This window comes from Sphingomonas sp. Leaf22 (assembly GCF_001421715.1).
Classification (GTDB): Bacteria; Pseudomonadota; Alphaproteobacteria; order Sphingomonadales; family Sphingomonadaceae; genus Sphingomonas.
The window spans coordinates 54,694-68,369 of the sequence record NZ_LMKP01000005.1 but is presented as its reverse complement, the minus strand read 5'-3'; the positions used below and the strand labels follow the sequence as shown (position 1 = coordinate 68,369).

Here is a 13,676-nt window from a genome sequence, read left to right as displayed (position 1 = left end):
CCAATATGGTAGGGCGTCAGAGCGCCGGCGGATTGGTGAGGACGCCGCACCCGGCAGCGGCGCGGGCGACTTCCAGCGGGACTTTCGGGTCCTTGACCGCAGCGGCGGCGCGGACGAAGTCGCTGACGGTCAGCCGGCCGGGCGTGGTGTCGCCTTCGCGGGCGGCACGGGCGGCGCGCCCCAGTTGCTGCAACTGGCCGAGCGACAAATTGGCTTCGAGCCGGTCGCCGACGCATTGCGACTGATCGGGTTGAAACCCATAGCCTTCCAGTGACGACGCGATCCGCGCCGACGGGTTCACGCAACCCGACAGCGACAATCCTATTGCCGTGGAAGCCACGACAATGCTTGCGATCCGCATGATATTTCCCCTTTAGAAGCGGAATTAACCATGCTGAACTTGGATGTATCCCAGGTATATATGCACCATAGTACCAAGTACTTCGGGAAAACTGGCGGAATATTGCGGTTTTTGTGCCGGAAAGCGGCGGGTGCGACGCGGTTCGGTACGGTATCGCCGGACCCGGGTGGGCGGACCGGCAGGGGCCGGCCCGCCCGATTGAAGCGCGAACGCGTCGGGTGCCGGTAACCATGCAGGTCGCGTGCCAGTTCCGGAAAATGCCGATTTCGGCCGGGCGGTGCGGTTAATCGGGCTTCACCACGGGTGCAACGTGTAAGCCGTTTCGACAGGGCTGGGACCGCATGTAAATTACACTTGTAAACGTTATGACCACGGGTGTAGTCATCGTTCATGGCCGAACGAATCAGCGATGCCGAGCATGCCGTGATGGAAGTGCTCTGGGACAAGAACCCGCTCACCGCGCAGGAGGTGGTCGAACGCGTCGCCCCGCTGCGCGACTGGAGCGCGAACACCGTCAAGACGCTACTCGGCCGGCTGCTCGCCAAGGACGTGATCGGCGCGGAGGAGGATGGGCGGCGCTACCGCTATCGCCCGCTGGTCGCGCGTGAGGAATATGTCGCGGGGGAATCGCAGAAGTTCATCGACCGGTTGTTCGGTGGCAGCCTGACCCCGCTCGTCGCGCATCTGGCCGAACGCGACCAGTTAAGCGCGAAGGAAATCGACGAGATCGAGGCTCTGTTGAAGGCGCTGAAACAATGATCGGATGGGCGGTGGAGACGATCGCGGCGGCGACGCTGCTGATGTTGCTGGTGCTGATGCTGCGCGGTCCGGTCGCGCGGCGGTTCGGTCCGCAGGCGGCTTATGCGCTGTGGGCGCTGCCGGCGCTGCGCATGATCCTGCCGCCGATTCCCGATGCGTGGCGGCCGGTCGATATCGCGCCGATCGGGGCCGCGACCGAGCCGGGGGTGGTGATGCTGGGCGTACCGGTCGCCGAAATCCCGGCGGCGCCGCAGGGCTGGGGCATGGCCGACGTGCCGCTGGCGGTGGTCGCGCTGTGGCTGCTGGGCGCCATCGCGTTCGTCACGTGGCATGTCGTCCAGCATCGCCGCTTCTGTGCGAAGGTGCTGGCGTCGGGGCGGGCCAAAGGGCTGGCGAACGGCCACGTCAAGATGATCGAGACGCGCCATGCCGCCGGGCCGCTCGCCTTCGGCGTGGTGCACCGCTACGTCGCGATGCCGGTCGATTTCCGCGAACGCTATGACGAGCGCGAACAGGCGTTGGCGCTGGCGCACGAGCTGGGCCATCATGCGCGCGGCGACCTGCTCGCCAACTGGGTCGCGCTGGTCGTGCTGGGATGCCACTGGTTCAATCCGGTCGCGTGGCGCGCCTTTCGCGCCTTCCGCGCCGATCAGGAGATGGCGTGCGACGCGATGGTGCTGGCCCGCGCCACGCCCGGCGTCCGCCACGCCTATGCCACCGCCATCGTCAAGTCCGCGCATGGGCAGGGGTTGTCGGCTGCCTGCCACCTGCACGGCGTCCATGAACTGAAAGGGAGGCTTGTCATGTTGTCGAAGCATCGGGTGATGTCGCCCGCCACCAGGCGGATCGCCGGGGGCGCGACGCTGGCGCTGGCCGTGCTGGGGCTGGGGATCACCGCGTCGGGGACGCAGGCGGCCGAGACGCTGCGCGGCAAGATGGAGGATGCGACCGGCGTCGAGATCGCAGCAGTCGAGGAGAAGGCGGCGGCGGTGCTCGCCCCGGTCGCGGCGATCGTGCCGGCACAGGCGGCCCCGGCGCAGCCTGCGCTTCCGGCTGGGCCGGCTGGGCCAGTCGCGGTGCCGCCCGTCTCCCCGGTTCGCGACGGGCAGGTCCGCAAGATCGTGATCCGTCAGATCGGCGAGGACGACAAGGTGCTGAGCGAGAGCCTGACCGAGATTCCCGAGATCGCCAATGCCAATTGCGGCATCGGCGCCACGCCCGGCGGCAACCGCGAGACCACGATCACCCGTACCGAGAACGGGCGGACCAAAATCATCGTCTGCAAGGACCGGGTGCGGCAGATCGCGACCTTCGCCGCCCGCGACGCAGCGTTTGCCGAGCGCTCCGCCGCCTTTGCCGAGCGTCAGGCCGAAGCCGCCAGTCGCCGGGCGGCGACCGCCGGCATCCGTGCCGAGGTACAGGGTGCGGATGCCGAGCGCCAGGCGGCAGTGGCGGCCGCCTCCGGCCTGCGCGCGGCAATGGCGGGGTTGAAGGCGGCGCTCGTGTCGATCGATGCCGACCTGAGCCTCTCGGCCGAGCAGCGCCGGGAAGCCGTGGCTGGCATTCGTGAAGGCATGACCGAATTGCAGGCCGAGATGGATGACAAGGATTAACCGCTTCCCCGAACGTCCTGCCCCGTTCGTTCGGTGGAAAGGGGACCGGCCGCTTTACCGTGGGCCGGTCCCCATATCGTCTGCAGCGGTTGCATAACCGGGGGGGCACCGCCATCTGCCGAAGCAATGGCCGACTTTCCCCCCGGTATCGCCCAGCCGCTCGAACCGCTGGTGACGCGCGTGCTGGCGCGCAATGCTTCGCCCTACACCCATAGCGGCACGCAGAGCTTCGTGGTCGGCGGCACGGGGGTGGTGGCGGTGATCGATCCGGGACCGGTCGACGACGTCCATCTCGACGCGATCCTGTCGGCGGTCGGCAAGCGAGAGGTCGCCGCGATCCTGTGTACCCATACCCACCGCGATCACAGTCCGGGCGCGGCACCGCTGGCCGAGCGGACCGGCGCGGCGATCATCGGCTGCGCGCCGCTGACGATGGACGATGCAGGGCCGCGTTCGGATGCGGCGTTCGACATCGATTATCGCCCCGACCGGGTGCTGGCCGATGGCGAGGCGGTGGCGGGCGACGGGTGGACGCTGGTCGCGGTGGCGACGCCGGGCCATACGTCGAACCACCTCGCCTTTGCCTTGCCCGAAAGCGGTGCGCTGTTCAGTGGCGACCACGTCATGGGCTGGTCGACGACGATCGTGTCGCCGCCCGATGGCGACATGGGCGATTACATGGCGAGCCTTGCCAAGCTGCTCGACCGCGACGACCGCGTCTATTACCCGGCGCACGGTGACATGGTCGCGACGCCGCAGCGGCTGGTGCGCAGTATGCTCGGCCATCGTAAGCAGCGCGAGGGACAGATTTTGCGTGCGATCGAGCGCGGTACGCAGGACGTGCCGGCGATGGTCGCGGGCATGTATGTCGGACTGGCACCGGGGCTGGTCGGTGCGGCGCAGCGGTCGGTGCTGGCGCATCTGATCGATATGGAGCGGCGGGGAATGGTGCGGCAGGAGGGCGAGGCATGGCATCGCAGGTAAGGCCGCAGGCGCTGCGGCTGGTCGTCGCAGTCGTCGTGCTGCTGGCACTGGCGGTCGGCGGCTGGCTGCTGTGGCAACGTTATGAAGAGCGCTATACCGTCACGACCGAGCCGGACAGCGGACAGGCGGTGACGCGGATCATCACCGCGCGGTTGTCGGGGGCGAGTGCACTGAAGGTCGCGTCGCTGTCGGGCACGTTGCAGGCGACGGCGAGCGACGTGCGCGGCTTTGGCTGGCTGCGATCCGATCAGGTGGTCAAGATGCCATATTCGGTCGATTATTTCGTCGATGTCGGCGGGATCGGGGACGGGCAGTTGAGCTGGTCGGCCGATACCCGGACGCTGGTGGTCGATGCGCCCGAGCTAACAGTCGCGCGGCCGAACGTCGACGAAGCGGCCCGGACGCTGATTCAGACCAACGGGTTGTACGTCACGCGCGAGGCGGCGGCGGCGCTGTCGCAGCGCGTGTCGTCGGTGGCACAAACGCGCGCCGAACGCGAGGCGCGCAGTCCCGAGCGGCTGGCGCAGGCGCGTGAAATGGCCCGCGCCGGGCTGGCCCGGTTGCTGGCCGCGCCGCTGGCGGCGGCGGGCGAGCGGAATGTGCGGGTCGTGGTGACCTTTCCGGCCGAACGGGCGGTTCGGAACAACGAGCGTTGGGATGTTTCGGCGGACCCGGCCGAGGTCGTCGCCAATCTTCGGTGACGTTTGCTCCCCTCCCTGACAAGGGAGGGTTGGGGGTGGGTAGACCGGTTGTAGAGCTTTTCCGTTCCCTCGCGGGCCGACCCACCCCCGACCCCTCCCTTGTCAGGGAGGGGAGGACGTGCCGCTTGCGGTGCGGTCGGGACCGACCTACGGGCAGGTTCACAGGAGACGACAATGAACGCGCGCACCGAAATGCCCACCGGCACCGACCTGCTGGCCGAGATCGACCGGCTGCGCCGTGAGCGCAATGCCGTCATCCTCGGCCATTATTACCAGCGTCCCGAGATTCAGGACCTCGCCGATTTCGTTGGCGACAGCCTCGACCTCAGCCGCAAGGCGGCGGCGACCGATGCCGATGTCATCGCATTTTGCGGCGTGCGCTTCATGGCGGAAACGGCCAAGATCCTGTCGCCCGACAAGACGGTGATCCTGCCCGACATGGATGCCGGCTGTTCGCTGGAGGACAGCTGCCCGCCCGACCAGTTCGCGGCGTTCCGGGCCAAGCATCCCGACCATATCGCGCTGACGTACATCAACTGTTCGACCGAGGTGAAGGCGCTGTCCGACATCATCGTGACGTCGTCGTCGGCCGAAAAGATTCTGGCGCAGTTGCCGGCCGATCAGAAGGTGATCTTCGGTCCCGACCGCAATCTGGGCGGGTATCTGATGCGCAAGACCGGGCGCGACATGCTGCTCTGGCCGGGCGTCTGCATCGTGCACGAGGCGTTCAGCGAGACCGAGCTGCTGAAGCTCAAGGCGCAGCATCCCGGCGCGCCGGTCGCGGCGCATCCCGAATGCCCGGCGATCATCCTCGACCATGCCGATTATGTCGGGTCGACCAGCGGCATCCTCGCCTATGCCGCCGACTTCCCCGGCGACACGCTGATCGTCGCGACCGAGCCGCACATCATCCACCAGATGGAAAAGGCGTTGCCGAACAAGCAATTCATCGGCGCGCCGGGTGCCGACGGGAACTGCAACTGCAATATCTGTCCGTATATGGCGCTCAACACGCTGGAGAAGCTCTATATCGCGCTGCGCGACCTGTCGCCGCGGATCGAGATCGAGGAGGGCTTGCGCCAGCGGGCCAAGGTATCGCTCGACCGGATGCTGGCGATGGCCAGCGGCACGGTGGGGCTGGGCGATCTGGGACCGCTGCGCGCGGGGTGACGGCGGCGTAGCGGCACGGGTGCCAGATGCCGGGTCGTCATGCCATCGGCGGTACGGGCCGGCGGCTACCCCCGCCGGTGCGGGAGCGGTCGCGATTCACACGCGGGCCCGGTTCCGGATTTCGTCCGTCGCGCGCGGCACCCCGCGGCCCAGCCAATGGGCGAAGCCGCCATTGCGCAGGCCGGTGATGGTGCCGATCAGCACCAGCAGCGTGGCGATCACCACGCCGATCGCGACCAGCGCCGATCGCTGGCCGCCCGATCCCCAGATCGCCGACAGCGCCCAGAAGAAGACCAGCGCATAGGGCGGGCAACCCCGGCCGGCGACCAGTGCCGCCGAGGCGATCGCGCCACCGACGACCACCACCGCCGCAGCGATGAACGGCGTTTCGCCGCCGAAATAGACGCCGTGCGCGCGCAACGTCGCGGTGATGTTGACGATCGACGCGACGGTCAGCCAGCTGGCCAGTGCGGTCAGCGGCAGGACCGCGCACCACCGCTCCCCGGTGGTGAAGCCCGATGGCCATGCGGCGAGGATGCGATAGCTTTTGAGCAGGCACAGCAGCGTGAACAGGATGATCGCGACCGATGGCACGCCCAGGCCGGCGACCTGCACATAGGCGGCCCATAGCGCGTTGCCGAAGAACGCGCCGGCGGCGGGGCCGCGCAACCGGGCGATCAGCGCATTGTCGCGCTGGGCGGGCAGCGCCTGATACAGCGCGAACACCAGGGTGCCGGTGTAGAGGGCCCCCCAGATCGCGAACGCCCATCCGGCCGGCGTGACCAGCGTGCGGACGGCGTTCGACTGTTCGCCGATCGTCCGGCCGATGCCGATCATCGGCAGCAGGGGGGTGAGGATTTGTGCGCAGGCGCAAACCAGAGGGAGCAGGCGCGACGTAAAGGATACGTCGGCGATATCAGGGGATTGCGTCGTCATGGCGAGCAAACTCGCAACATTATATTCGGTTGCCAACTGCTACTGGCATGTTGGTTCCATTATTTTTCGTTCTGCTCCGACTAATCGGCGCGCCGGGGGGTGCCGGCGCGCCGAAAATGGTCAGGGATTTGCCATGCCACGCCGTTCGCCGAACCGGGCATAGAGCGTCGGCAGAACGAACAGCGTCAGCAGCGTGGCGGAGATCAGCCCGCCGATGACGACGGTGGCGAGCGGTTTCTGCACCTCCGCCCCCGCCCCCGATCCAAGGGCCATCGGCACGAAGCCGAGGCTGGCGACCAGCGCGGTCATCGCGACCGGCCGCAGGCGGAGCATCGCCCCGGTCCGCGCCGCCTCCGCCCGCGCCAGGCCGCCGGCGGCGAGGTGCTGGATCGAATTGACCATCACCAGCCCGTTGAGCACCGCGATCCCCGACAGCGCGATGAAACCGACCGCCGCCGACACCGAGAAATCGATGCCGCGCGCGTAGAGCAGCAGCACGCCACCGACCATCGCGAAGGGAACGCCGGTGAACACGATCGCCGCGTCACGGACCGAGCGCAGCGCGCCGTACAACAGCAACAGGATCAGCACGAAACAGGCGGGGACGATCAGTTTCAGCCGGGCGGTGGCGGAAGCGAGGTTTTCGAACTGACCGCCCCATTCCAGATAACTGCCCGAAGGCAGCCGGACCTTTGCTGCGATCGCCTCCTGCGCATCGGCGACGACCGAGGCGACGTCGCGGCCGCGGACATTGGCCTGCACCACGACGCGGCGCTTGCCGTTTTCGCGGCTGATCTGGTTCGGTCCATCGACGACGCGGATCTCGGCCACGCTCGACAGCGGTACGCTGCCGCCGCCCGCGATCGGCACCGGCACGCGCTCCAGCAGTTGCAGGTCGGCGCGCTGGCTGTCGGACAGGCGGATGACGATCGGCACCCGCCGGTCACCTTCGAAGATCACGCCCGATGGCCGCCCGCCGATGGTGGCGGTGATGACGTCCTGCACGTCCTGCGCGGTGACGCCGCGCTGCGCCATCGCCATGCGGTCGACGCGGATGTCGAGCATCGGTAAACCCGTCGTCTGTTCGACCTTCACGTCCGCCGCGCCCTTCGTCTGGCGCAGGACGCCGGCGATCTGTTCGGCGGTGCGGTTCATCGCGTCGAAATCGTCGCCGAAGACCTTTACCGCGATGTCGCCGCGCACCCCCGCGATCAGTTCGTTGAAGCGCATCTGGATCGGCTGGGTGATCTCATAGGCATTGCCGGGGATCTTCGACAGCTCGTGTTCGATCCGCTCGACCAGTTCGGCCTTGGGCAGACGGGAGTCGGGCCATTCGGACCGGGGTTTCAGGATCACGAACATGTCGGTCGCGTTGGGCGGCATCGGGTCCGACGCGAGTTCGGCGGTGCCGGTCTTCGAATAGACGAAGCGCACCTCGGGCTGTCGCGACATCATCCGTTCGATCGGGACCTGCATCGCCTGGCTCTGCTGGACCGAGGTCGCGGGGATGCGCAGCGCCTGGATCAGCAGATCGCCTTCGTCGAGTTGCGGCAGGAATACCTGCCCCAGCCCGGTGAAGGCGAGCAGCGCAACGATCAGGCTGGCGATGCCCGCACCGATCGTCAGCGACGGGCGCTTCATCGCGCGGTCGAGTCCGGGTTCGTAGCGCGCCTTGAGCCACGTGACGATCCGGCCGTCCTTTTCCTCGATCCGGCGCGACAGCAACAGCGCGATCATGGCGGGGACGAAGGTCAGCGACAGCACGAAGGCGAAGGCGAGCGCGATGATGACGGTCAGCGCCATCGGCACGAACGTCCGCCCCTCGACCCCCGACAGCGTCAGCAAGGGCAGGTAGACGAGGATGATGATCGCCTGTCCGTAAACAGATGGCCGGATCATCTCGCGCGCCGCCGCCGTCACGGTGTCGAGCCGTTCGTCGGTGGTCAGCAGCCGGCCTTCGTGATGTTGCCGGTCGGCCAGACGCCGCATCGCGTTCTCGACGATGATGACCGCGCCGTCGACGATCAGCCCGAAATCGAGCGCGCCGAGGCTCATCAGATTGGCCGACACGCCCGCGTGCAACATGCCGAACCCGGTCAGCAGCATCGTGATCGGGATGACCAATGCCGCGATCACCGCCGCGCGGAAATTGCCGAGCAGCAGGAACAGCACGACGATGACCAGCACCGCGCCTTCGGAAAGATTTTTCCCGACGGTGGCGATGGTCGCGTTGACCAGTGCGGTACGGTCGAGCACCGGCTGCACCACCACGTCGGGTGGCAGCGAGGCGTTGATCGATTGGAGCTTGTCGGCGACGGCGGTAGCGACGGTCCGGCTGTTCTCGCCGATGCGCATGATCGCGGTGCCGACGACGACTTCGGTGCCGTTTTCGGACGCCGATCCCATCCGCACCGCCTGCCCGGTCCGCACGGTCGCGACCTGATCGAGCGTGATCGGCACGCCTTCGCGGGTGGCGATGACCATGCGCGACAGGTCGGCGGCGCTGCGCACCAGCGCGTCGGAGCGTACCGCCAGCCCCTCGCCACCGCGATCGACGAAGCCGCCGCCGACGCTGCTGTTGTTGCGTTCCAGCGCGGTGCCGAGCTCGGTCAGCGTCAGGTTCAGCGCCGCCAGCCGCTGGATATCGGGGACGACGAGGAACTGTTTCGCATAGCCGCCGATCGAATCGACCCCGGCGAGGCCCGGCACGGTCTTGAGCAGCGGGGTGACGATCCAGTCCTGCGCGGTGCGCAGATAGGTCGCCTTGTCCTCTTCGCTGACCAGCCGTTCGCCCTCGGGCGTGATATAGCTGCCATCGGGTTGCTGGCCGGGCTCGCCGGGTTTGTGCAGGTCGTCGCCGCGGTGCTGCAGCCGGACGGTGTACATATACACCTCGCCAAGGCCCGTCGCGATCGGCCCCATTTCCGGGGTGACGCCGGGTGGCAGGCTTTCCTGCACCCCCTGCAACCGTTCGCCGACCTGTTGCCGCGCGAAATAAGTGTCGGTGTCCTCCGAAAAGACGGCGGTGATCTGCGCGAAGCCGTTGCGGCTCAAGGAGCGGGTATAGTCGAGGCCCGGCGTGCCGGCGAGCGCGGTCTCGATCGGGAACGAGACCTGTTTCTCGACCAGTTCGGGCGAGAGGGCGGGGGCGCGGACGTTGATCTGCACCTGATTGTTGGTGATGTCGGGCACGGCGTCGATCGGCAGGCGATAGAGCGACCATGCGCCGATGGCGGTGGCGATGAGGGTCAGCAGCAGCACCAGCCAACGCTGCGCGACCGACCATGCGACGATACGGGCGATCATCGATCAGTGATCCGCATGGGTGGCTTCACCCTTGCCGAGTTCGGCCTTGAGCGTGAAGCTGCCGGTGGTGGCGATCTGTTCGTCGCCCGACAGCCCCGTGCGAACGACCACCGCGCCGCCCGATGCGGTGCCGAGTTCGACGGGAACCGCCCTGAACCCGGTGGGCGTGCGGACGAACACGACCGAGCGATTCTCGACGGTCTGCACCGCCGTGGTCGGCACGCGGATCGCGCCGGTGCCTTCGCTGCCGGTCAGGCGGATCGCGGCGGTCACCGGTTCGCCCAGCCGCCACTGCCCGCCGCGGTTGTCGAGCGTGGCGATGGCGGGAACCAGCCGCGTTTCGGGGTCGAGCGCGGGCGAGACGAAGCGGATGCGGGCGGTCGTTTCGCGGCCCGGCGCGGTGACGGTGACGACATTACCCGGCGCAATACGGCTGGCATCTTCGGGCTTCAGGCTGAGCGACAGCGCGACTCGCGACAGGTTGGCGACGCGGAACAGTTCGGCGTCCGCCGCGACGGTCTGACCCAGTACCACCGGGCGGGCGATCACCTGTCCGCCGATCGGGGCGACGATGCCGATGCGGTTGAGGCTGCCGCCCCCGCCGCCGGTCGCGGCCATCATGGCGCTCGCCTGCGTCAACGCGATGCGCGCCTCGGTCGCGGCGGTGCGGGCGGCGATCAGATCCTGTTCGGGCGTGACCTTTTGCGCAAACAGCCGCTGTTCGCGGGCGAGATTGCTGTTGGCGAGCGTCAGGCGGGCGCGGGCGGCCTGTACCTCGCCCTTGATCTGCGCCGCCTCACGGCTTTCGATCACGGCGAGGGTCTGGCCGCGCGCGACGGCTTCGCCGAGATTGTGGTTGAGCGCGACGATCCGTCCGCCGATCGCGGCAGAGACGACCTGCGTCGCCTGCGGATCGCCCTCGACGATCGCCGGGATTTCGATCGTCGCCGCGCCGTCGTTGGTCGGACGGGCCAGTTCGACGCCGGCCAGCGCGATCTGTTCGGCGGTCAGGGTGACGGTCGCGTCGTCATGCTCGCCGCCATGCTTCTCGCCACGTTCGGCCTGCGCGGCTTCGTTGACGGGCATGTCGGCGGCGTTGCAGGCGGACAGGCAGAAGGCGAGCGCCAGGGTCATGTGCGATTTCATCACGGTTTCTCCGCAAGCGGCGCAGGGGCGGTCAGACGCTCCAACTGCGCGCGGGCATTCTGATACTCGGCCAGCGCGTCGATCGCGGCGATCCGGGTTTCGGCGAGGGTGCGTTCGACGTCGAGCAATTCGGTCTGGCCGAACTTGCCCTCGCGATAGCCGATACGGGCGATGCGCGCGGCCTCCTGCGCCGCTGCCAGTGCCGGGCCGGCGGCGGTGCGCGCGGTGGTCGCGGCATTGGCGGCCTGCACCTGCGCATCGGTGATCGCCTGGGCCACGTCGAGCGCGGTGACGCGGGCCTGCGCCTCGGCACGGGTGCGTTCGGCGCTGGCCTGCGCGATCGCGGCGCGACCGCGGTCGAACAGCGGGATCGGCAGCGACAGGGCGACGACCGCGGCGGTGTCGTTGGTCGCCTCCAGTCGCCGGAGCGCCGGACCGATATTGAGGTCGGGGACGCGGGCCGCGCGGGCGAGGCGAATGCCGGCATCGGCGACGGCGATATCGGCCCGCGCCGCCGCCAGCGCGAGCGTGCCGTCGGGCAGGACGGGCGCGACGGGACCCTGCGTGTCGGCGGGCAGGCGATCGAGCAAGCGGTCGTCGAGCGGCCCGGCCACCGGTTGCCCCGTCCGCCGCGCCAGATTGGTGCGCGCCGCCGCCGCCAGTCGCTCGACGCGTTCGACCCCGGCCTCGGCATTGATGCGCGCGACCTCTGCCCGCTGCCGTTCCAGCGGTGAGGCGCGGCCGGCCTCGACCCGGATCGTGGCGACGCGGAGTGCTTCGGTGGCGATCCGGGCTTGTTCGCGCGCGGTCGCGACGCGGCGGTCGGCGGCCAGTGCGCCGACATACATCTGCGTGATCCGCAGCCGCAGGTCGGCGGCGATGACCGCCGCCTCGATCCGGGTGCGCGACACTTGCGCCCCGGCGACCGCGCCGCGCGCGCTGCGCTTGCCGCCCAGTTCGATCGGGATGGCGATGCCGAGCGTCGTCTCGGCGCTGCGGAGTCCCTGATAGGCACCCGATCCGACGATGTTTTCGACCTGTGCCTGCACCTGCGGGTTGGGGCGAAGCGCCGCGACGGCGCGCGCCTGTTCGGCGGCATCGATCGCGGCGGTGGCGACGTCGATCGACGGTGCGCTACCGCCCGCCGCCGCGACCGCCCGATCGAGCGTATAGACCGGCTCCGCATCGGCGGGGGCGGTTTGCGCCATGGCCGGACCGGCGCATGACGCCGCGACCAAGATGGCCGCGAACCAGATTTGCATGATGGAAATATCCCAACGAACTGCGTCGGGCCGATCGCGACCGGCCGGTGGCGTTCGTCAGGCGGCGGGGGGCCGCAACGCCGGGTCGATCGCCCGCGACGGTGCTCCGCGAACCTGCACGAGCGTCGCGGGATTGACCGCCGTCAGCACGAACAGGCTCAGCGCGCCGCGCTGCGGGACGCTGAAGGTACCGGCGTGGCAGTTGCCGTGATGGTGCAGCGCCGCCTTGTCGTTGTCGCCGCCATCGGGGGCGGCGTCGCCGTCGCTATGGACCGGTCCCGAACATTCGACAGTCGCCGGCCCGGCCGATTCGCGCGCATGAACCGTCGTCGCCAGCACCAGCGACGACAGCAACAGCATCAGAAACAAGGACCAGGCTCGGGTCAGCACGGCCGCGACCCTATCGCATCCCCGGACCGATGTCACGGTACCCCGATCAGCCGGCGGCGACCCGCTCCGCCGCGACGGGCGCGAAGCCCGCCAGATAGGGATGCGCCAGCACGCGGCGGGCGTTGCGTTCGCCGATCGCGGTGTCGTTGACCAGCCGGCTGCCCGCGACGGTGCGATACTGCGCGACACAGGCGTCGATCCGCGCGAAGCGGGCCCCGGCCGCCCCGGCGCGGGTGTAGAAATCCCAGTCGTTGCAATTGTGGAAGCTGGGATCGAACCCGTCGACGCGCTCCACCAGCGTGCGGCGGACCACCGACCAGCTCGGCCCGATCACCCCGCCGCTGGCAAGGCCCGCACGGATGCAGTCGCCGTCCCAGCCGCATTCGGGATCGCCGGGCGCGGCATCGCCCTCGACCCGCGCGAACCAGCCGACGACGATGTCGCTGGCGGCACTCACCACGCCGCCGAGCAGGGCGCGCGCCGCGCCGGGCAGCCACACATCGTCGCTGTCGAGGAACGCGATCCAGTCGGCGGTGGACAGCGCCGCGCCGCTGTTGCGCGCCTGCGATGCGCCGACGTTGCGCGGCAGGATCATCGCGACGACGCGCGGGTCGGCAGCGGCAAGGGCGCGGATCACGGCGGCGCTGTCGTCGCTCGACCCGTCATCGACCACGATCACGCGTTCGGGTGCCGGCACCTGCGCCAGCACGCTCGCCACCGCATCGGCGACGACGTGCGCGCGGTTATGACACGGGATGACGACGTCGTACGACGCGACGAACGGATCGGCGGAGTGCAGCATCCCCGTCCCATGCCAGAACCACGCCCACGATCAAGCGTCGCAACCGTACCCGCTCAAAGCCTGTTCGAAAACGCGCCGTTGCGCGTTTTGCGGTTCCGGCCCGCTCCCCCTCCCCGCCACCCACAGGGTACACTCAATGGGTGGCGGGGAGGGGGTAGCCCAGCAAAGTATTACTTTGCTGGGACCCGAGGGGGAGCGGGCCGGAACCGCCTCGAAACTCGCCCTTTTGCGAGTTTCCGAACCGAC

The 13,676-nt window shown here is 68.7% G+C and carries 12 protein-coding genes; 5 read left to right on the top strand and 7 right to left on the bottom strand.

The window, feature by feature from the left end; genetic code table 11:
* Positions 1-16: 16 nt before the first annotated feature.
* Positions 17-361 carry a hypothetical protein gene (locus tag ASE70_RS03940; protein WP_082438909.1) on the bottom strand — a complete coding sequence of 115 codons (345 nt, stop codon included), beginning with the start codon at positions 359-361 and terminating at the stop codon, positions 17-19.
* A 390-nt stretch (positions 362-751) separates the two neighbouring features.
* On the opposite strand from ASE70_RS03940, the gene ASE70_RS03935 reads away from it, so the two are divergent.
* From ASE70_RS03935 to nadA, 5 genes are all read left to right on the top strand, one after another.
* A complete protein-coding gene (locus tag ASE70_RS03935; protein ID WP_056398396.1) occupies positions 752-1,120 on the top strand; it encodes a BlaI/MecI/CopY family transcriptional regulator in 369 nt (122 codons plus the stop codon).
* A complete protein-coding gene (locus tag ASE70_RS03930) occupies positions 1,117-2,733 on the top strand; it encodes a M56 family metallopeptidase (protein ID WP_056501592.1) in 1,617 nt (538 codons plus the stop codon). The genes ASE70_RS03935 and ASE70_RS03930 overlap by 4 nt, the downstream gene beginning before the upstream one ends.
* A 126-nt stretch (positions 2,734-2,859) precedes the next feature.
* Positions 2,860-3,717 carry an MBL fold metallo-hydrolase gene (locus tag ASE70_RS03925; RefSeq protein WP_056501589.1) on the top strand — a complete coding sequence of 286 codons (858 nt, stop codon included), beginning with the start codon at positions 2,860-2,862 and terminating at the stop codon, positions 3,715-3,717.
* Positions 3,702-4,418, top strand: a complete 717-nt coding sequence (locus ASE70_RS03920; protein WP_056501587.1) for a DUF4230 domain-containing protein — start codon at positions 3,702-3,704, stop codon at positions 4,416-4,418. The genes ASE70_RS03925 and ASE70_RS03920 overlap by 16 nt, the downstream gene beginning before the upstream one ends.
* Before the next feature lie 174 nt (positions 4,419-4,592).
* On the top strand, positions 4,593-5,588 hold the full coding sequence (gene nadA / locus ASE70_RS03915) for a quinolinate synthase NadA (RefSeq protein ID WP_055996524.1): 996 nt from the start codon (positions 4,593-4,595) through the stop codon (positions 5,586-5,588).
* Positions 5,589-5,684: 96 nt separating this feature from the next.
* Here the strand turns inward: nadA and ASE70_RS03910 are convergent, their stop codons facing one another.
* From ASE70_RS03910 to ASE70_RS03885, 6 genes are all read right to left on the bottom strand, one after another.
* Positions 5,685-6,524, bottom strand: a complete 840-nt coding sequence (locus tag ASE70_RS03910) for a hypothetical protein (protein WP_082450632.1) — start codon at positions 6,522-6,524, stop codon at positions 5,685-5,687.
* Positions 6,525-6,644: 120 nt separating this feature from the next.
* Positions 6,645-9,830: an efflux RND transporter permease subunit gene (locus tag ASE70_RS03905; RefSeq protein ID WP_056501585.1), complete on the bottom strand. Its 3,186-nt coding sequence runs from the start codon at positions 9,828-9,830 to the stop codon at positions 6,645-6,647.
* Positions 9,831-9,833: 3 nt separating this feature from the next.
* A complete protein-coding gene (locus tag ASE70_RS03900) occupies positions 9,834-10,976 on the bottom strand; it encodes an efflux RND transporter periplasmic adaptor subunit (RefSeq protein WP_082450629.1) in 1,143 nt (380 codons plus the stop codon).
* Positions 10,976-12,238, bottom strand: a complete 1,263-nt coding sequence (locus tag ASE70_RS03895) for a TolC family protein (protein WP_056501583.1) — start codon at positions 12,236-12,238, stop codon at positions 10,976-10,978. Before ASE70_RS03895 ends, ASE70_RS03900 begins: the two co-directional genes overlap by 1 nt.
* A gap of 57 nt (positions 12,239-12,295) precedes the next feature.
* Entirely contained in the window at positions 12,296-12,628 is a 333-nt protein-coding gene (locus ASE70_RS03890; protein WP_156355963.1) for a hypothetical protein, read from the bottom strand.
* Between the two features lie 46 nt (positions 12,629-12,674).
* Positions 12,675-13,430 (bottom strand): glycosyltransferase family 2 protein, encoded by a 756-nt coding sequence (locus ASE70_RS03885; RefSeq protein ID WP_056398367.1) that lies wholly within the window; start codon positions 13,428-13,430, stop codon positions 12,675-12,677.
* Positions 13,431-13,676 lie beyond the last annotated feature (246 nt).

Coding starts and splice junctions, on each gene's coding strand:
- ASE70_RS03910 (WP_082450632.1), bottom strand. CDS start 6,524: ATGACGACGCAATCCCCTGATATCGCCGACGTATCCTTTACGTCGCGC.
- nadA (WP_055996524.1), top strand. CDS start 4,593: ATGAACGCGCGCACCGAAATGCCCACCGGCACCGACCTGCTGGCCGAG.
- ASE70_RS03930 (WP_056501592.1), top strand. CDS start 1,117: ATGATCGGATGGGCGGTGGAGACGATCGCGGCGGCGACGCTGCTGATG.
- ASE70_RS03935 (WP_056398396.1), top strand. CDS start 752: ATGGCCGAACGAATCAGCGATGCCGAGCATGCCGTGATGGAAGTGCTC.
- ASE70_RS03900 (WP_082450629.1), bottom strand. CDS start 10,976: ATGAAATCGCACATGACCCTGGCGCTCGCCTTCTGCCTGTCCGCCTGC.
- ASE70_RS03925 (WP_056501589.1), top strand. CDS start 2,860: ATGGCCGACTTTCCCCCCGGTATCGCCCAGCCGCTCGAACCGCTGGTG.
- ASE70_RS03940 (WP_082438909.1), bottom strand. CDS start 361: ATGCGGATCGCAAGCATTGTCGTGGCTTCCACGGCAATAGGATTGTCG.
- ASE70_RS03885 (WP_056398367.1), bottom strand. CDS start 13,430: ATGCTGCACTCCGCCGATCCGTTCGTCGCGTCGTACGACGTCGTCATC.
- ASE70_RS03895 (WP_056501583.1), bottom strand. CDS start 12,238: ATGCAAATCTGGTTCGCGGCCATCTTGGTCGCGGCGTCATGCGCCGGT.
- ASE70_RS03905 (WP_056501585.1), bottom strand. CDS start 9,830: ATGATCGCCCGTATCGTCGCATGGTCGGTCGCGCAGCGTTGGCTGGTG.
- ASE70_RS03920 (WP_056501587.1), top strand. CDS start 3,702: ATGGCATCGCAGGTAAGGCCGCAGGCGCTGCGGCTGGTCGTCGCAGTC.